At 68.3% G+C, this 17,520-nt stretch carries 16 protein-coding genes; 5 read left to right on the top strand and 11 right to left on the bottom strand.

Features of this window, described 5'->3' with window-relative positions; all coding sequences use genetic code 11:
- Window positions 1-87: 87 nt before the first annotated feature.
- From VPA02S_RS05035 to VPA02S_RS05005, 7 genes are read right to left on the bottom strand one after another with little or no spacing between them, the layout of a single operon-like run.
- Window positions 88-729 (bottom strand): DUF3299 domain-containing protein, encoded by a 642-nt coding sequence (locus tag VPA02S_RS05035; protein ID WP_012746705.1) that lies wholly within the window; start codon window positions 727-729, stop codon window positions 88-90.
- A 3-nt stretch (window positions 730-732) separates the two neighbouring features.
- Complete coding sequence (locus VPA02S_RS05030; protein WP_012746706.1) at window positions 733-1,995, bottom strand: ABC transporter permease; 1,263 nt, start codon at window positions 1,993-1,995, stop codon at window positions 733-735.
- A 1-nt stretch (window position 1,996) separates the two neighbouring features.
- A complete protein-coding gene (locus VPA02S_RS05025; protein WP_062362498.1) occupies window positions 1,997-2,746 on the bottom strand; it encodes an ABC transporter ATP-binding protein in 750 nt (249 codons plus the stop codon).
- Window positions 2,747-2,750: 4 nt separating this feature from the next.
- On the bottom strand, window positions 2,751-3,332 hold the full coding sequence (locus VPA02S_RS05020) for a DUF2796 domain-containing protein (RefSeq protein ID WP_062362496.1): 582 nt from the start codon (window positions 3,330-3,332) through the stop codon (window positions 2,751-2,753).
- Window positions 3,329-4,237 carry a sulfurtransferase gene (locus VPA02S_RS05015; RefSeq protein WP_062362494.1) on the bottom strand — a complete coding sequence of 303 codons (909 nt, stop codon included), beginning with the start codon at window positions 4,235-4,237 and terminating at the stop codon, window positions 3,329-3,331. Before VPA02S_RS05015 ends, VPA02S_RS05020 begins: the two co-directional genes overlap by 4 nt.
- Window positions 4,238-4,275: 38 nt before the next feature.
- Window positions 4,276-5,193, bottom strand: a complete 918-nt coding sequence (locus VPA02S_RS05010; RefSeq protein ID WP_012746710.1) for a DMT family transporter — start codon at window positions 5,191-5,193, stop codon at window positions 4,276-4,278.
- Between the two features lie 22 nt (window positions 5,194-5,215).
- Complete coding sequence (locus VPA02S_RS05005) at window positions 5,216-6,358, bottom strand: aromatic ring-hydroxylating oxygenase subunit alpha (protein ID WP_062362491.1); 1,143 nt, start codon at window positions 6,356-6,358, stop codon at window positions 5,216-5,218.
- 212 nt (window positions 6,359-6,570) lie between these two features.
- On the opposite strand from VPA02S_RS05005, the gene VPA02S_RS05000 reads away from it, so the two are divergent.
- The 4 genes from VPA02S_RS05000 (at window position 6,571) to VPA02S_RS04985 (ending at window position 10,844) form a co-directional block, all read left to right on the top strand.
- Entirely contained in the window at window positions 6,571-6,837 is a 267-nt protein-coding gene (locus tag VPA02S_RS05000) for an exodeoxyribonuclease VII small subunit (protein WP_012746712.1), read from the top strand.
- Window positions 6,834-7,751 (top strand): polyprenyl synthetase family protein, encoded by a 918-nt coding sequence (locus tag VPA02S_RS04995; RefSeq protein WP_012746713.1) that lies wholly within the window; start codon window positions 6,834-6,836, stop codon window positions 7,749-7,751. The genes VPA02S_RS05000 and VPA02S_RS04995 overlap by 4 nt, the downstream gene beginning before the upstream one ends.
- Before the next feature lie 38 nt (window positions 7,752-7,789).
- Entirely contained in the window at window positions 7,790-9,649 is a 1,860-nt protein-coding gene (dxs, locus tag VPA02S_RS04990; RefSeq protein ID WP_062364423.1) for a 1-deoxy-D-xylulose-5-phosphate synthase, read from the top strand.
- Window positions 9,650-9,761: 112 nt separating this feature from the next.
- On the top strand, window positions 9,762-10,844 hold the full coding sequence (locus tag VPA02S_RS04985; RefSeq protein WP_012746715.1) for a TRAP transporter substrate-binding protein: 1,083 nt from the start codon (window positions 9,762-9,764) through the stop codon (window positions 10,842-10,844).
- 115 nt (window positions 10,845-10,959) lie between these two features.
- On the opposite strand, the gene VPA02S_RS04980 is transcribed toward VPA02S_RS04985, so the two are convergent.
- Complete coding sequence (locus VPA02S_RS04980; RefSeq protein ID WP_012746716.1) at window positions 10,960-12,744, bottom strand: TRAP transporter large permease; 1,785 nt, start codon at window positions 12,742-12,744, stop codon at window positions 10,960-10,962.
- A gap of 13 nt (window positions 12,745-12,757) precedes the next feature.
- Window positions 12,758-13,354, bottom strand: coding sequence for a TRAP transporter small permease subunit (locus tag VPA02S_RS04975; protein WP_012746717.1), 597 nt, complete (start codon window positions 13,352-13,354; stop codon window positions 12,758-12,760).
- 198 nt (window positions 13,355-13,552) lie between these two features.
- Here VPA02S_RS04975 and VPA02S_RS04970 point away from each other — a divergent pair, with 198 nt between their 5' ends.
- The gene (locus VPA02S_RS04970; protein WP_018903115.1) at window positions 13,553-14,845 is read left to right on the top strand and encodes an SUMF1/EgtB/PvdO family nonheme iron enzyme; all 1,293 of its coding nucleotides are present in this window, start codon (window positions 13,553-13,555) and stop codon (window positions 14,843-14,845) included.
- 18 nt (window positions 14,846-14,863) lie between these two features.
- On the opposite strand, the gene VPA02S_RS04965 is transcribed toward VPA02S_RS04970, so the two are convergent.
- Together VPA02S_RS04965 and VPA02S_RS04960 are read right to left on the bottom strand one after the other, a co-directional pair.
- Window positions 14,864-16,315, bottom strand: a complete 1,452-nt coding sequence (locus VPA02S_RS04965) for an MFS transporter (protein ID WP_062362488.1) — start codon at window positions 16,313-16,315, stop codon at window positions 14,864-14,866.
- Window positions 16,316-16,351: 36 nt separating this feature from the next.
- Complete coding sequence (locus tag VPA02S_RS04960) at window positions 16,352-17,461, bottom strand: substrate-binding domain-containing protein (protein WP_012746720.1); 1,110 nt, start codon at window positions 17,459-17,461, stop codon at window positions 16,352-16,354.
- Between the last annotated feature and the right edge of the window lie 59 nt (window positions 17,462-17,520).

Raw genomic sequence — 17,520 nt, 5'->3', positions numbered from 1 at the left:
ACGACGCCAGCCTGCATCGTCGATGCAACGGTCTGTGTCGGTGTTGCGCCGCCTGCGCTGTCGGCGCAGAACCACAAGCCCCAGGCTCTACTTGGCGCCGCCCGTGTACTTGGTGACGCTCGTCGCGTTCACGTGGTAGCCGCTCACGCCCATCATCGAATCGTTGCGCAGCGTCTGCAGCTTGCCGGTGACCCACACGGTGTCCATGGCGCGGAACTTGGCGCCCTTGGGCGTGACCACGTGCAGGATCTGGTTGGCCGGAGGCGGCGGCGTGTGGATGCAGGCGCCGAAGTAGGGCACGAGCAGGAACTCGGTCACTTCGCCCTTGGCTTCCTCGAGCGGCACGATGAAGCCCGGGATCTTGATGTCCGCGCCGTTCATGGAGGGGTTGGTCGGCGCGTTGTTCGACACTTCCTGCATCTTCATGAGCAGCTCGTTGGCGCGCGGGTCGCCGTCGTTGAGCGCGCTCAGGTCCATGCCCTTGAATTCCTTGGCCGGGTCCCAGTCCTTGGGCACGAGCTCTTCCCAGGTGATCTGGCGCGGCTGGCCTGGCGCAGCCTTGGCTGCGGCAGCAGGCGGTGCGGCCTTGCCGCCGAGCGGGTTCGATGCGGTCGTGTCCTTGGGTGCCGGGTCGGCGGCCCATGTGGCGGCGGCAAGGCCGGCGCCAGCCAGCAGCATCGAAAGCCGCGTGAAGGCGTTGATCGTGGAGTTCTTCTTTGCGATGCGCATGGTTCAAATCCTCGGGGAAAGGCCGTCGGCCAACGAGAGCCTATAGGCGCGGATGCCCGGCAGCAGGCTTGCCAGCCAGCCCGCGACCAGCAGGCTCGCCATCAGCAGCCATTCGTTCAGTGTAGGTGGCGAAAGGCTCAATGTCAGCCCGAACTGCGCCTGCAGCCATGGCGCGAGCAGGGCAATGCCAAGCACCGCCATCACCACGCCGAAGGCCACGCCCAGCACGGTGACCATGGCGCCCTCCAGCGCAAGCAGCGCCAGCACATGGCGCAGGCCGGCACCCACGGCGCGCAGCACGGCCAGCTCGCGCCGCCTTTCGTTCAGCCCCGCCATCACCACCGAGACCAGGCCCGCAAGGCTCACCAGCGCCACCAGCGCCGACATCAGCAGCAGGGCGTTCTCGCCGATGCCGATCACGCTCCACAGCTCGTCGAGCGCCACGCCGGGCAGGATGGCCATCAGCGGCTCGCCGGTGTAGGTGGAGATCCAGCGCTGCACGCCGAACACGGCCGAGCGGTTCTTCAGGCCCACGAGCGCGGCCGTCACGTTCTTGGGCGTGAGGTCGAACTTGCGCACCTGCTCGGCCGGGATCTTCACGCCCGGCATCGGCGCGCCGCCCACCCATTCGAGGTGGATCGCTTCCATCGCTTCGAGGCCGATGTGCACCGTGCGGTCGACCGGCGTGCCGGTGCGCGCGAGCACGCCCACCACGGTGAAGGGCTTGTCGGCATGCTCGGACGCATTGAGTTCGCCGCTGCCATGCGCGAGCGTGATCCTCTGGCCGACGTGGTAGCCGAGCTTGTCGGCCACCTCGGCGCCCACCACCGCATCGAACAGCGCGCTGAAGGGCTTGCCCTCGCGCAGCGCGAGCGGCTGGCGGTTGCCGTAGCGAAAGCGCGCGAAGTATTCGGGCGAGGTTGCGAGCACCGCGAAGCCGCGGTGCGAGTCGCCGAGCGAAAGCGGCACCACCCAGTCGACGCCCGGATGCGCGGCCAGGGCCTGCACGCTCTTCCAGGAAATGTTGTTGGTGGCCGCGCCGATGCGGAACACCGAGTACAGCAGCAATTGCGTGGCGCCGGTGCGCGCGCCCACGATCAGGTCGGTGCCCGAGACGGACGATGCGAAGTTCTCGCGCAGCTCGGTGCGGATGCGCTCCACGCCGAGCAGCAGGAAGGTCGACAGCGCGATCGAGAACACCGTGAGCGCCAGCGTGAAGCGCCGATTCCAGGCGCTGCGCCAGGCAATGGAAAAAAGTGCCTTCATCTCAGCTGTCCGCCGCCATGGCCGCGGGCGCCGCGCGGTTGATCTCGGGCAGCAGCACGTGCCGCGCAAAGCGCTGCGCAATGCGCTGGTCGTGGCTCACGAACACGAGCGCGCTGTTGTTCACGGCGCAGGCCGTCAGCAGCACGTCGAGGAAGGCTTCGCGCCGGTCCTCGTCGAGCGCCGAGGTGGGTTCGTCGGCAATCACCACTTCGGGCTGGCCGATGAGCGCGCGCGCCGCGGCCACGCGCTGCTGCTGGCCCACGGAGAGCTGCATCGCCTGGCGCTTCCAGAGGTTGCGGTCGAGTCCCATCTGATCGAGCAGGTGCTCGGCCTCTTCGCGCGCGCTGCCGCCGCGTGCGGCCTGCGCCTCTCGCCGCTGCGAGAAGCGGCAGGGCAGCAGCACGTTGTCGAGCACGTTCAGGTAGGGCAGCAGGTTGAACTGCTGGAAGATGTAGCCGACGTGCGCAACGCGGCAGCGGTCGCGCGCGGCGCCCGAGAGCTGCGACCAGTCGTGCCCCAGCAGCGTGACGCGGCCTTCGTCCGCCACCAGCACGCCGGCCAGAAGCGACAGCAGCGTGCTCTTGCCGCAGCCGCTCGGCCCGTGCAGGAAGACGGCCTCGCCCGCGGTGATGCGCAAGGCCTCGATATCGATGCACGGCCTTGGCATGCCGGGCCACGAGAAGCGCAACCCTTCGGCGGCGAGCACCACGCGCAGCGGCGGCGCGGCCTCGCCCTGGGGGACGGTGCTCACAGTGTCACTTGCCCAGGTTCAGGCGAACGGGCTGGGCGGCCTGTGCGCCGGCCGGGCGCTTGAGCTGGCGCTTGAACTGGCCTTGGGCGGATGCAATCTGCGAATCGATCTGGCGCGTGCCCTTGAAGGCGGAGAACAGATTCACATCGATGAACTTTGCCGCGGCCCCATGGGTGCAGTTGAACGAAAAGGTCGCGTCGAGGTCGGCATGGCCCGCGGGCTCTGCCGGGTCGGGGTTGCCAAGGCCCAGTGCGCTGGAGCGCAGCTCGACCGGGCCGAGCTTGCAGTTGGCGGCCGGGTCGATGGCAAACAGCTTGTCGGCTGCGCGCAGCTGGGCGATAGCGTCTTCGGCGGTCTTCTTCTCGGCGTCGGTCTTGGGCGCGCGCTCGAAGCCGACGATGTTGTCCAGTGGCGATTCCATGTCGATCACCACCGTGGGTCCGTCGATCGCCACATCGAGCTTGAGCTGGCCGTGCACATGCGCATGCTGCTGCTGCGCCTGGGCGGAAAGAAAGGGGGCTGCGAACAGCGCCGCGGCCAATGCGAGGCCGGATGAAATGCGTCGTCGAAGTCGGGTCTTGCTCATGGTTCTGCGCCTTGCCGGGTCGGCAGCCCCGGCGTGTTGCTCCACTCGCTCCAGCTGCCGGCATAGAGCGCCGTCGTCCCAAGGCCCGCGATCTGCATCGCGAGCAGGTTGGGCACAGCGCTCACGCCGCTGCCGCATTGGTGGACGACCGTCGCCGGATCGCGTCCCGCGAGCAGCGCTTCGAACTCGGCGCGCAATTGCGATGCCGGCTTGAACTTGCCGTCGGGGCCGAGGTTCTCGGCGAAGGGCCGGTTCACAGCCCCGGGGATGTGACCCGCAATCGGGTCCAGAGGTTCCACCTCTCCGCGATAACGTGCGGCGGCACGCGCGTCGATCAGGTTCTGGTCAGGCTGGCCGAGCCGGCGCGCCACCACGTCGGTGGCCACGAGCTTCACCAGCGGCTCGCCCATCACGAAGTTCGACTGGAAGTGCGCGGGCTCCTCGCGGTTCGTGACTTCGCCGCCCGCGGCCTGCCAGGCCTGCAGGCCGCCGTCGAGCACGGCCACCGCGTCGTGGCCCATCCACTTGAGCATCCACCAGAGCCGGCCGCAGTAGTTGGCGCCGTTGCGGTCGTACACCACGGCCTGCATGTCGTTGGAAAAGCCGATGCTCGACAGCCAGGCCGCGAACTTCTCGCGGCTGGGCAGCGGATGGCGCCCGCCCGAGGCCGGCACGCCGTCTTCCTGCGCGATGACCACGTCGCCCTGCGCGCCCGGCATGCCGTGCTTGGCGCTCAGGTCGGTGTCGAGGTTCGCGTACACCGCGCCCGGGATGTGGGCGGCGGCATATTGCTGCGCGCCGGCTTCGGGCTTCATGAGATCGAAGCTGCAGTCGAAGACCATGTGGGGCGCGTCGCCGGCCTGCAGCTGCTGGAGTTGTTCGACGCTGAGGAGGGTGGTGTACATGGCGGGGTTCCTTCGTTGTCGATGAGGGTCGATGCGGATCAGTGTTCTTCGGCCGGCGCCTTGGGCACTGCGCGCTGGCGCAGCACGGTGGCCGCGATGCCGCTCACGATGATGAGCGCCATGCCGGTCCAGCCGGCGGCGTCGATGCGGTCGTCGAACAGCACCACGCTGTACAACGCCGCAAAGATGATGCCGGAGTACTGCAGGTTGGCCACTACCAGCGTGCCGGCCTGCGTCTTGGCCGTGGCGTAGGCGCGCGTCATGCACAGCTGCCCGAGGGCCGCCAGAAGGCCGATCGGCAGCAGCCACAGCGCATGCTGCCACGTCCAGGAATTTCCGCCCGAAAACCCCGTGGCGGCCGTGGCAAAGGCGCCCGCCACCGCGGAGCCCACCGCGAAATAGAACACCGTGCGCAGCTCGGGTTCGCCGATGCGCGACAGCGCCACCACCTGCATGTAGGCAAAGGCGGCCGTGAGGCCCGACAGCAGGCCCAGCATTCCTGCGAAGCCGTCGCTGCCGCTGACCGTGGGCTTGAGCATCAGCACCACGCCGGCAAAGCCCGCGAGCACGGTCAGCGCGAGCGTGCCCTGCAGCGGCGGCCGCTCGATGCGCCCGTCGCGCCCGGGCACCGGCACCCAGGCCAGCAGCGCGCCGCCGACCAGGAAGGCCGCGATCCACACGCTGCTCATGTAGTTGAGCGTGACGGCCGTGGCCAGCGGCATGTGGGCAATGGCATAGAACCACGCGCCCAGCGACACCACGCCGATGGTGCTGCGCCAGGCGTGCATGCCGGGGTAGCGGGTGGCCATGGAGACGCCGCGGTTGCGCGCCAGCAGCCACAGGAACACGATGCCGATCAGGCCGCGCCCGAGCACCATCTCGCCGCTGTTGAACCAGGCCGAGGCCACCTTGACGACCACGCTCATGGTGGCGAACAAGAAGGCGCCCAGCACCATCCAGAGTGCTTGCACTATCGGCTCAGGCGTTGTTCTGCATTGCGCTGCGGTACCACTCGTGGAACTGCTGCATGCCGTCTTCCATCGGGCTCTGGTAGGGGCCGCTCTCGTCGTCGCCGCGCAGCATGAGCGCGCGGCGGCCGGCGTCCATGCGCTCGGCGATCTCGTCGTCCTCCACGCAGGTTTCCATGTAGGCGGCCTGCTGGGCCTCGACGAATTCGCGCTCGAAGGCCACGATCTCCTCGGGGTAGAAGAACTCCACCATGTTGAGCGTCTTGGTAGGGCTCACCGGATGCAGCGTCGACACCGTGAGCACATGCGGATACCACTCGATCATCACGTGCGGATAGTAGGTGAGCCAGATGGCGCCGTACTTGGGCGGCTTGCCTTCGCGGTACTGGAGCAGCTGCTCCTGCCACTTCTGGTAGATCGGGCTGCCCGCGCGGCCGAGCCGGTTGGCCACGCCCACGGTCTGCACCGAGAAGTTGCGGTTGAACTCCCAGCGCAGGTCGTCGCAGGTGACGAAGCTGCCCAGGCCCGGGTGGAACGGGCCGACGTGGTAGTCCTCCAGGTAGACCTCGATGAAGGTCTTCCAGTTGTAGTTGCACTCGTGCAGCTCGACGCGGTCGAGCGCGTAGCCCGTGAAGTCGAGGTCGGCGCGCGGGCCGAGTTCGGCCATGTCGGCCGCCACGTCGCGCCCTGCGCCATCGGGACCGCGCTCGAACAGCAGGCCGTTCCACTCGGTGAGCGGGTAGTTGTGCAGGTTGAGGCAGGGGTCCTGCTGGAAGTGCGGCGCGCCGATCAGCGTGCCGGTGGTGCGCGCATCGCTGGCCGCATAGGTCCAGCGGTGCAGCGGGCAGACGATGTTGCCGCCGGCCTGGCTGTCGAGCTGGCCGCGGCCCTGGAGAATGAGCGCCTGGCGGTGGCGGCACACGTTGGAGATGAGTTCCACGCCCTTGGGCGTGTGCACCAGCGCGCGGCCCTGGTGCTCCTGCGGCAGGGTGTGGAAGTTGCCGGGCTCGGGCACGGCCAGGCGGTGGCCCACATAGCGCGGGCCCTGCGCGAACAGCGTTTGCATCTCGCGCGCATAGAGCGACTCGTCGAAGTACGCGGAAACTGGAAGTTGGCTCGTGGCCTGCTGCAGTTGAAGACTTAAATCAGACATGGAGGACCTGACCAAGCTCCCCACAGGGAGAAAAAAGAAAAGACGGAAGGCGCCGTCTGGAGGGCGACGGCCCGAAGAGTTGTGCCGGGTCGGCCGGCTTGGGAAGCTCGGATTGTACCCAAGGGGGCAGTGCAGTGCCGTTGGCTTGCCGCATGCCGGCGCCCGTTTGCTTCCCCGTCCTAAAATGCGCGGTTTCACACTCGTTCGCTCGCATGCCCAAGGTCCCTTCTTCCGCCACGTCCAGCCCGGCCGCCACGCCCGACACGGGGCCGCTGCCGGCCAGCTACGAAGCCGGGCTCCAGGAGTTGGAACAATTGGTTGCAGAACTCGAGTCGGGCCAATTGCCGCTCGACCAGCTGCTCGGCAGCTACCAGCGCGGCGCCGCGCTGCTCGCCTTCTGCCGCGAAAAGCTCCAGGCGGTCGAAGACCAGATCAAGGTGCTCGACGCCGGGAGCCTCAAGCCCTGGACTGCCGAATGAGCGCGGTTCAAGCGGTGGAATGGGATGCCGCGCGCCTGGCCAGCTGGAGCGACCCGCACCTGGCGCGCGTCGAGGCGGCGCTGTCGCGCTGGGTCGGCGTCGATGCGCCGGTGCTGCTCGGCGATGCCATGCGCTATGCCGTGCTCGACGGCGGCAAGCGGCTGCGGCCGCTCCTGGTGCTGGCCGCGAGCGAAGCGGTCGGCGGCAATGCGGCTGCGGCGCTGCGTGCGGCCTGCGCAACCGAGCTGATCCACGCCTACTCGCTGGTGCACGACGACCTGCCGAGCATGGACAACGACGTGCTGCGGCGTGGCAAGCCCACGGTGCACGTGAAGTTCGGCGAAGCCGACGCGCTGCTGGCCGGCGACGCCCTGCAGGCGCTGGCCTTCGAGCTGCTCACGCCCGAGGGCGACGAGATTCCCGCATCGATCCAGGCCGCGCTGTGCCGTCTGCTCGCGCGCGCCGCGGGCAGCCAGGGCATGGCGGGCGGGCAGGCGATCGACCTGGCCAGCGTGGGCCTCGCGCTGGACGAAGCACAGCTGCGCGAAATGCACCGCCTGAAGACCGGCGCGCTGCTGCAGGGCAGCGTCGAGATGGGCGCGGCCTGCGCCGGCGCCGTGGCGCCCGCGGCGCTCTCTGCCCTGCGCGACTACGGCGCCGCCATCGGCCTGGCGTTCCAGGTGGTCGACGACATCCTCGACGTCACGGCCGATTCGCAGACCCTCGGCAAGACCGCCGGCAAGGATGCGGCCGCCGACAAGCCCACCTATGTTTCGCTGTGGGGCCTGGACGGTGCGCGTGCGCAGGCAAGGCAGCTGCTGGCCGAATCGCTCGCGGCGCTGGACCGCAGCGGCCTGGCCGACACCGCGGCCTTGCGCGCGCTGGCCCACATGGTCGTCGACCGCGACCGATGAACAACTCACAGATGGACAAGAAGACCCACGACGATCCCATGGCTGCGCTGCTTCCCACGCTTCACGATCCATCGCCGATCCGCCAGTTCGACCGCGCCCAGCTCAGGCAGCTGGCGGCCGAGGTGCGCGCCTGCGTGCTCGACAACGTCTCGCGCACCGGCGGCCACCTGAGCTCGAACCTTGGCACGGTCGAGCTCACGGTCGCGCTGCACCATGTGTTCAACACGCCGCACGACCGCCTGGTGTGGGACGTGGGCCACCAGACCTATCCGCACAAGATCCTCACGGGCCGGCGCGAGCGCATGCCCACGCTGCGGCAGATCGGCGGCATCTCGGGCTTTCCGCAGAGGAGCGAGAGCGAATACGACACCTTCGGCACCGCGCACTCGTCGACCAGCATCTCGGCCGCGCTCGGCATGGCGATGGCGGCCAAGCAGAAGGGCGAGGACCGCCATTCCGTGGCCATCATCGGCGACGGCGCGCTCACGGCCGGCATGGCCTTCGAGGCGCTCAACAACGCCGGCGTGTGCGACTGCAAGCTGCTGGTGATCCTGAACGACAACGACATGTCGATCAGCCCGCCCGTGGGCGCTCTCAACCGCTACCTCGCGCAGCTGATGAGCGGCAACTTCTACGCCGCGGCCAAGAACGTCGGCAAGAGCGTGCTGCGCGCGGCGCCGCCGCTGTTCGAGCTGGCCAAGCGCTTCGAGCAGCATGCCAAGGGCATGGTGGTGCCGGCCACGCTGTTCGAGCAGTTCGGCTTCAACTACGTCGGCCCCATCGACGGCCACGACCTCGATTCGCTGGTGCCCACGCTCGAGAACCTCAAGCACCTGGACGGCCCGCAGTTCCTGCACGTGGTCACCAAGAAGGGCCAGGGCTACAAGCTGGCCGAGGCCGACCCGGTGGCCTACCACGGGCCTGGCAAGTTCGATCCGCAGGTGGGGCTGGTCAAGCCCACCGCGGTGGCCAAGCAGACCTTCACGCAGGTCTTCGGCCAATGGCTCTGCGACATGGCCGCGCACGACGGCCGGCTGGTGGGCATCACGCCGGCCATGCGCGAAGGCTCGGGGCTGGTCGAGTTCGAGCAGCGCTTTCCCGACCGCTACTACGACGTCGGCATTGCCGAGCAGCATGCCGTCACCTTTGCGGCGGGCCTTGCCTGCGAGGGCCTGAAGCCGGTGGTGGCGATCTATTCGACCTTTTTGCAGCGCGCCTACGACCAGCTGATCCACGACGTCGCGATCCAGAACCTGCCGGTGGTGTTCGCACTCGACCGCGCCGGCCTTGTGGGTGCCGACGGCGCCACGCACGCGGGCGCCTACGACATCCCGTTCCTGCGCTGCATTCCCAACATGAGCATTGCCTGCCCGGCCGACGAGCGCGAGTGCCGGCAGCTCCTGTCGAGCGCCTACGAGCAGAACCATCCGGTGGCGGTGCGCTATCCGCGCGGGGCCGGTGCGGGCGTGGTGCCGCACCTCGCACTCGACGCGCTGCCGTTCGGCAAGGGCGAAGTGCGCCGCGAGGGCAAGCGCATCGCCATCCTGGCCTTCGGCACTTTGCTGTACCCGGCGCTCACGGCGGCCGAATCGCTCGATGCCACGGTGGTCAACATGCGCTGGGCCAAGCCGCTGGACGTCGAGCTGCTGCTGAAGGTGGCGGGCACGCATGACGCCATCGTCACGCTCGAAGAGGGCGCCGTCATGGGCGGCGCGGGCAGCGCGGTGCTCGAGGCGCTGCAGGCGGCCCATGTGCAAAGGCCGGTGCTGCAGCTGGGCCTGCCCGACCGCTTCATCGAGCATGGCGACCCTGGCAAATTGCTCGCATCGATCGGTCTCGATGCGCCCGGCATTGCCGCTTCGATTGCGCAGCGCTTCGGCGCGGCCGCCGCAGGGTAAACCCCCGCCGGGCGGGTGTAAGTGCGTTTTTACAATATCCGGGACTTACAAAAGTCCTCGACGCGGCCACAAGCCGCGTTTCGTTTTTTCCAATGCACTCGGAGTGAATTCAATGGATCGTCGTTCCCTCATTAAAAACGCCGGCATTGCGGGCGTTCTGGCCGCCGGCATTGCGCCCGCAGTTCATGCGCAGGCGGCCGTCCGCTGGCGCCTGGCGTCGAGCTTTCCCAAGTCGCTCGACACCATCTACGGCGGCGCGGAAGTCTTCGCCAAGGCGGTCAAGGCCATGTCGGGCGGCAAGTTCGAAATCTCGGTCCATGCCGGCGGCGAGCTGATGCCTCCCTTCGGTGTGGTGGACGGCGTGCAGAACGGTTCGGTCGAGATGTGCCACACCGTGCCCTACTACTTCTACGGCAAGAACCCCGCGTTCGCGCTGGGTTCGGCCATTCCGTTCGGCCTGAACTCACGCCAGATGACCGCGTGGATGATGCACGGCAACGGCCGCAAGCTCATGAACGAGTTCTACGCCAAATACAGCATGGTGAGCTTCGCCGGCGGCAACACGGGCTGCCAGATGGGCGGCTGGTTCCGCAAGGAAATCAAGTCCGTGGCGGACTTCAAGGGCATGAAGATGCGCCTGGGCGGCGGCCTGATCGGCGAGGTCATGCAGAAGATGGGCGCGGTGCCGCAAAGCCTGCCGGGCGGCGAGATCTACCAGGCACTCGAAAAGGGCACCATCGATGCCGCCGAATGGGTGGGACCGTACGACGACCAGAAGCTCGGCTTCAACAAGGTGGCGCCGTTCTACTACTACCCCGGCTGGTGGGAAGGCGGTCCGGAAGTGGACTTCTTCATCAACCAGAAGGCCATGGACGGCCTCTCGGCCGAGAACAAGGCCATCGTGGAAGCCGCCGCGGCCGTGGCCTCGTCGGACATGCTGGCCAAGTACGACGCGCTCAACCCGATCGCGCTCAAGCAGCTCGTGGCCGCCAAGACCAAGGTGCTGCCGTTCTCGCAAGCCATGATGGACGCCGCCTACAAGGCTTCGCTCGAGGTCTATGCCGAGAACGACGCCAAGAGCCCCGAGTGGAAGAAGATCTACGCCGACTTCCGCAGCTTCCAGCGCGACCAGGTGCTCTGGTTCCGTTTTGCGGAATCGCGCTTCGACTCGTTCATGTCCACGCTCAAGCTCTGATCCGGGTTCGTTCCGGCCAGCAAAAAGCCCCGCATCGCGGGGCTTTTTTTTGGGGCTTCGGGGAAGGCCCGCGGCCGCCGCGTGCCCCGGAGGGCCTGCAGCGGCTTTCTTCGAACTACTTCTTGCCCGCGTCCCGGTCCAGCTGTTCCTGCATGGCCTTCATCGGGTCTTCTTCCGCGCCCGCAGGCGCTTCGCCGCCGGCCGGTGCCGAGGCGCCGGGTGCCGGCTCGGGAGCGGGCTGGGAGTCGTCCTTCGGCATGTTGGCCTGCATCTCGGCGCCGATCTTGTCGAGGTCGACTGCCACCTCCTTGTCGAGCCCGCTCGAGACGATGGCCGGGAACGCGATGATCAGGCCGACCATGATGATCTGGATCAGCACGAAGGGCACCGCCCCCCAGTAGATCTGCATGGTGGTGACGGGCTCGATGCGTTCGTTCGTGACCTTGTCGTTGTAGGCCTTGGTCGGCGCCACGCTGCGCAGGTAGAACAGCGCGAAACCGAAAGGCGGATGCATGAACGAGGTCTGCATGTTCACAGCCAGCAGCACGCCGAACCAGATCAGGTCGATGCCGAGCTTGTGCGCCACGGGTGCCAGGAGCGGCACCACGATGAACGAGAGCTCGAAGAAGTCCAGGAAGAACGCCAGGAAGAAGATCAGCACGTTCACCAGGATCAGGAAGCCGAGCTGGCCGCCGGGCATGCCGGTCAGCAGGTGCTCGACCCAGCGCGGTCCGTCCACGCCCTGGAACACCAGGCTGAAGATGGTCGAACCGATCAGGATGAACACCACGAAGCACGACAGCTTGGTGGTGGTGTTGAGCGCCTGCTTGAGCAGGCTCATGCTGAGCCGTCCGCGCACCATGGCCATGATGAAGGCGCCCAGGGCACCCATGGCGCCGCCTTCGGTGGGGGTGGCCACGCCGAGGAAAATCGTGCCCAGCACCAGGAAGATCAGCAGCAGCGGCGGGATCAGCACGAAGGTCACGCGCTCGGCGATGCGCGACAGCAGGCGCAGCCGCAGCAGGCGGTTGGCCACCGCGATCAGGAAGGCCAGCATCACGCCGACGCACATCGACACCACGATGGTTTCGTCGGTGGCCACGCTGGTCACGGGCTGGCCGGTCCACCAGGTGTGGACATCGGCAATGTGCTCGGCAAAGAACACGGCCGCCGCGGTGGCAACGGTGGTCAGCACCAGCAGCGAGGGCAGGCCGCTGCTGCCGCTCGGCTCGCGGAAGGTGCGTGCCTCGAGCGGCAGGGCCGGAACCCACTTGGGCTTGAAGATGGCCAGCAGGATCACGTAGCCCGCGTACATGGCCGTGAGCATGAAGCCCGGCACGAACGCGCCCTTGTACATGTCGCCCACGCTGCGGCCGAGCTGGTCGGCCATGATGATCAGCACCAGCGAAGGCGGAATGATCTGCGCCAGCGTACCCGAGGCCGCAATCACGCCCGAGGCGATGCGCCGGTCATAGCCGTAGCGCAGCATGATCGGCAGGGAGATCAGGCCCATCGAGATGACCGAGGCCGCGACCACGCCGGTGGTGGCCGCAAGCAGCGCACCCACGAAGATCACGGCCAGCGCGAGGCCGCCGCGCACGGGGCCGAAGAGCTGGCCGATCGAGTCGAGCAGGTCTTCGGCCATGCCGCTTCGCTCGAGGATCAGCCCCATGAGCGTGAAGAACGGAATGGCCAGCAGCGTGTCGTTCTGCATGATGCCGAACACCCGCAGCGGCAGCGCCTGCAGCAGCGCCTCGGGCAGGAGGCCGAGCTCCACGCCGACGAAGCCGAAGAACAGGCCGCAGGCGCCGAGGCTGAACGCCACCGGGAAGCCGAACAGCAGGAACACGATCAGCCCCGCGAACATGATCGGGGCGAAGTTTTGCGTAATGAATTCCATGGGGTGCTACCGCTCAGCCTTTGGCGTTGGATTCGGCGAGCCGGCGGATCGACTCGGCCAGTTCTTCTTCGGCGGTCTTTTCGTCGCGCTTCTGCGTGGGATCGTCGATGCGGCCCTGCAGGAACGCGATGCGCTTGATGAGTTCGGACCAGCCCTGGAGCATCAGCAGCGAGAAGCCCAGCGGGATCATGGCGTAGATCGGCCAGCGGATCAGGCCGCCGGCGTTGTTCGACATCTCGCCCGAGCGATAGCCCTGCAGGAAGAACGGAATGCCATACCAGAGGATGGCGAGGCAGACCGGCGTGAGGAAGAAGCTGAAGCCGATGATGTCGACCCAGATCTGGCCGCGCTTGGACAGGCGGCTGAGGATCACGTCGATCTTCACGTGCTCCTGGTTCAGGAGGGTATAGCCCGCGGCAATCAGGAAGGATGCGGCGAACAGGTACCACTGCACTTCGAGATAGGCGTTGGAGCTGACGTTGAACACCTTCCGGACCACGGCATTGACGCCGCTGATCACGGTGGATGCAAGGATGAGCCAGATCACGTACTTGCCGATCTGGCCATTGAGCCAATCGACCGCGCGCGAAAATCTGAGCAGGAAATTCATGCTCTTCTCCAGAGAGGAAATGGATGCTTGGATGCAGAAGCGGGCCGGGCTCCGCCGGCGGGCGGCGGTCCGGGGGCTTTCGGCGGACGCGCGATTTTATCGGCGCGCAAAGCCGTTTTCGGACGGGCGCGGGCGGTGTATTCCCGTAGGCGCGGCCGCCATGCGCCGCACTGGTGCGCCGGCTCGCGATAATGAAACATGCCCTCGTCGTCGCCGCCTCCGCTGCCCACGGGCTTGCCGCACTCCATCGACTCGCCCGACATGCAGCGCGCCGGCCGCGAGCTGCTCTCGCTGGCCCTGATCGATGCGCGCAACCACACGCTTCATCTGCTCTCGCTCTACGAGGAGGCACTGGGCTCGCCCGCGCTCGCGGTGGAGCGCACGGGCGATGCGGGCGTGGTGCCGCCGCTCTGGCTGGCGGGGCACATCGGCTGGTTCGCCGAATGGTGGATCGGGCGCAACACCCAGCGCGCCTTCGGCGCCGATTGCCCGGTGCGGCCGACCCGCCTGGCCGCCATCGAGCCCGCGGCCGACGACTGGTGGAACCCGGCCCAGGTCTCGCCCGCGCAGCGCTGGTCGCCCGGCCTGCCGGACCTCGCCCAGACCAAGGCCTACCTGCTCGAAACGCTGGAGAGCACGCTCGAACTGCTCGAGCATGCGGCCGAGACCGATCCGGGGCTTTACTTCTACCGCCTCGCGCTCTTCCATGAAGACCTGCGCGGCGAGCAGTTCATCGTGATGGCGCAGACGCTGGGGCTGCCTTTGGGCATCGATCCGATGCCCACGGCCGTCACGCGCGAGCCGCTGCTGCTGCCGGCCACGCAATGGGAGCTCGGCCTGCCCGAGGGCTGCGGCTTCGCCTTCGCGCAGGAGCAGGGCGCGCACCGCGTCGAGGTGCCCGAATTCGAGATCGACGCCCAGCCCGTGACCTGGAGCCAGTTCATCGAATTCGTCGACGAGGGCGGCTACGACCGCGAGGAGCTCTGGCATCCGCAGGGCTGGCGCTGGCTGGCCTCGCAGATCGAAGGGCGCCGCGGGCCGCGCCATATCGAGCAGATCGGTGTCGCGCGCAACGGCACCGGCGGCTCGGTGCTGCAGCACCGTTTTGGTGCCACCGTGCGTGCGGCCGGCCACCACAGCGCGGTGCACCTGAGCTGGTGGGAGGCCGATGCCTGGGCGCGCTGGGCCGGCCGGCGCATCGCGACCGAGGTCGAATGGGAGATTGCGGCGCACACGGCGGCGCGGCGCGGATTCCGCTGGGCCGACGTGCACGAGTGGACCGCGGGCACGCTGCGGCCCTGGCCCGGCTTTCGCGCCGATCCCTGGAGCGCGGGCAGCGAGTTCGATCCCGTGGCCGCATTCGGCGAGGCGCGCGTGCTGCGCGGCGCTTCGTTCGCGACCCGCTCGCGCCTGCGTTCGCCGCGGCGCCGCAGCTTTGCGCTGCCCGGGCGCGACGATGGTTTCTTCGGCTTCAGGACCTGTGCACTTTGAGCCTGCGCCGGGGCCTGCCTAGTCGCCGATCCCGGTGCTCCCGATCTCCGACGACAGCGGCGGCGCCACTTCCTCCAGCGGCTTGCACTCCGCATCGGCCGCATAGCGCAGCGCCAGCAGTCCCGCAATGATGACCAGCGTGGCGCCGATCGCGTAGCCCACCATCACCGCGCCGCGGCTGCCGGTCTCGATCAGCACGCCGAACAGCACCGGCGCCACGAAGCCGCCCGCGCCCATGCCGATGGCGTAGAAGATCGCGATGGCCATGGCGCGCATCTCGAGCGGGAACACTTCGCTGACCGTGAGGTAGGCCGAGCTCGCCGCGGCCGAGGCCAGGAAGAACACCGCCGACCAGCACAGCGCCTGGCTGCGCGCGTCGAGCCAGCCCATCATGAAGGCCCAGCCGGTGAACGCGAGCCCGACGCCCGCGAGCACGTAGGTCAGCGCGATCATCTTGCGCCGCCCCACGCTGTCGAACAGCGGGCCCAGCAGCAGCGGCCCGAGCACATTGCCAAGCGCGAACGGAAAGATGTAGAGCGCCACGTTGTCCTCGGCCACGCCGTAGAAGCGCGTGAGCACCAGCGCATAGGTGAAGAAGATCGCGTTGTAGAAGAAGGCCTGCGAGACCATCAGCGCCACCGCGACCACGCTGCGCGCGCGGTAGCGGCGCAGCAGCACGTGCGCCACCTCGCGCATCGACGGGCTGCGGTGGTGCCCGCCGCCGTAGGCCACGCGGCCCTCGGCCAGCGCCAGCGGGCCGTGCTGCGCGCGGACCTCGGCCTCGATGGTCTCGACGATGCGCAGCGCCTCGTCGGCGCGGCCATGCGCCATCAGCCAGCGCGGGCTTTCGGGCACGTGGCGCCGCACCAGCAGGATGGCCACCGCCAGCACCGCGCCCAGCGCGAAACCCGCGCGCCAGCCCCACACCGGACCGATCACGCGCGGATCGAGCAGCACCAGGCTGAGCCCGGCCCCCAGCGCCGCGCCGATCCAGAAGCTGCCGTTGATCGCGAGGTTGACGCGGCCGCGCACGCGCGCCGGAATGAGCTCGTCGATGGCCGAGTTGATGGCCGCGTATTCGCCGCCGATGCCCAGGCCCGTGATGAAGCGGCACAGCGCAAAGAAGGCGAAGTTCGGCGAGAACGCGGTGGCCAGCGTGCCCAGGGTGTAGACCACCAGCGTGACCAGGAACAGCTTCTTGCGCCCGAGCCGGTCGGTCAGGCGGCCGAAGAGCAGGGCGCCGATCACCGCGCCCGCGATGTAGATCGAGCCCGACCAGCCGATCTCGCCGGCGCTGAGCCCGAGCGTGTCGGGCCGCTCGAGCACGGCGCCGATCGAGCCGACAAGCGTCACCTCGAGGCCGTCGAGCACCCAGGCCACGCCGAGCGCAACCACCACGCGCCAGTGCCAGCGCGACCACGGCAGGCGGTCGAGACGGGCGGGAATATCGCTATGCACCGCAGCTGTCATGGGCACAACCTTAACCCATGTGCCCGGACCGCCTCTTCAATGCCCGTGAGCCTTCTTCTCGCGCGCGAAGGTCCACCACGGCAGCAGCGCGCGCAGCGACTGCACCTCGCCGCTGGCCGCGGCTTCGTAGCCGGGCAGCGTCTCCAGCAGGTGCTGCCAGCTTGCGCTCTGCAGCACCGCCACCAGCGCCTGCATGGCGGGCTGGTCGAGCGCCGACTTGAGGCAGGCCAGGTGGTAGCGCTCCCGCACCAGCGGCACGAAGTCGAGCCCCTCGGCGTGCGCGGCCGATTCGAGCCCGAGCCCCGCATCGGCCTGCCCGGACGCCACGGCATGCGCGACCGCCGCATGCGAGGTTTCGCAGCGTTCGTAGCCCGCGAGCGCTGAGGCGTCGAGCCCGGCTTCTGCCAGTAGTTCGTCCAGCAGCAGGCGCGTGCCGGTGCCGATGGCCCGGTTGACGTAGCGCGCGCGCAGCCGCGCCGCGTCGGCCAGCGAGCGCAGGTTGAGCGGGTTGCCCGGCGCCACGAGCAGGCCCTGTGTGCGCCGCGCGAATCCGATCAGCTTGTGCTGACCGGGCTTGAGCAGCGGCTGGTAGGTGCGCTGCGCCAGCGAGCCGCGCGGCGGGTGCTCCAGCGTATGGAAGCCCGCCATCACGCAGCGGCCCTGGTTGAGCGCGCGGATCGCATCGACGCTGCCGGTGAAGTGGATGTCCAGGTGCAGCTGCGCGGTGCCCGCCGCATGCGTGCGCAGCAGCGCGAGCGCGTCGTCGTGGCTCGCCTGCAGGCTCAGCACATGGGTGCGGTCATCGAAGGCGAGGGCGAAGGCGCGCTCGAGTTCGGCATGCAGCGCCTCGATCTGCGGCGCGAGCCGGGCCTGGGCCTGGCGCTCGGCCCACAGCAGCTTGTCGCCGAATTCGGAGAGCTGCGCACGCTGGCCCTGCTCGCCCTGTATCAGCGGATGGCCGAGCGCCTGCTCCCAGTGCTTGAGCTCGCCCCACACATGGCGGTAGGACAGGTCGAGCGCGCGCGACGCGGCCGAGATGGAGCCGTGCTCGCGCACCGCCTGCAGGATCTGCATCAGCGGATTGCGGATCTGCCGCGATCCGCTGCGGCGGGGCCGGATCGCGTAGGAAAGGTCGATCTGTTGCACGGGAGCTGGCGGGGAAATGGAGGCCGGCTCATTATGCAGAGCCGTCCATTGCCCGCCCG

Origin of the sequence: Variovorax paradoxus NBRC 15149 (assembly GCF_001591365.1) — a bacterium.
In the GTDB taxonomy this organism is placed as follows: domain Bacteria; phylum Pseudomonadota; class Gammaproteobacteria; order Burkholderiales; family Burkholderiaceae_C; genus Variovorax; species Variovorax paradoxus.
Note: the sequence above shows the minus strand (reverse complement) of the source record. Positions and strands in the feature narration are given on the sequence as shown.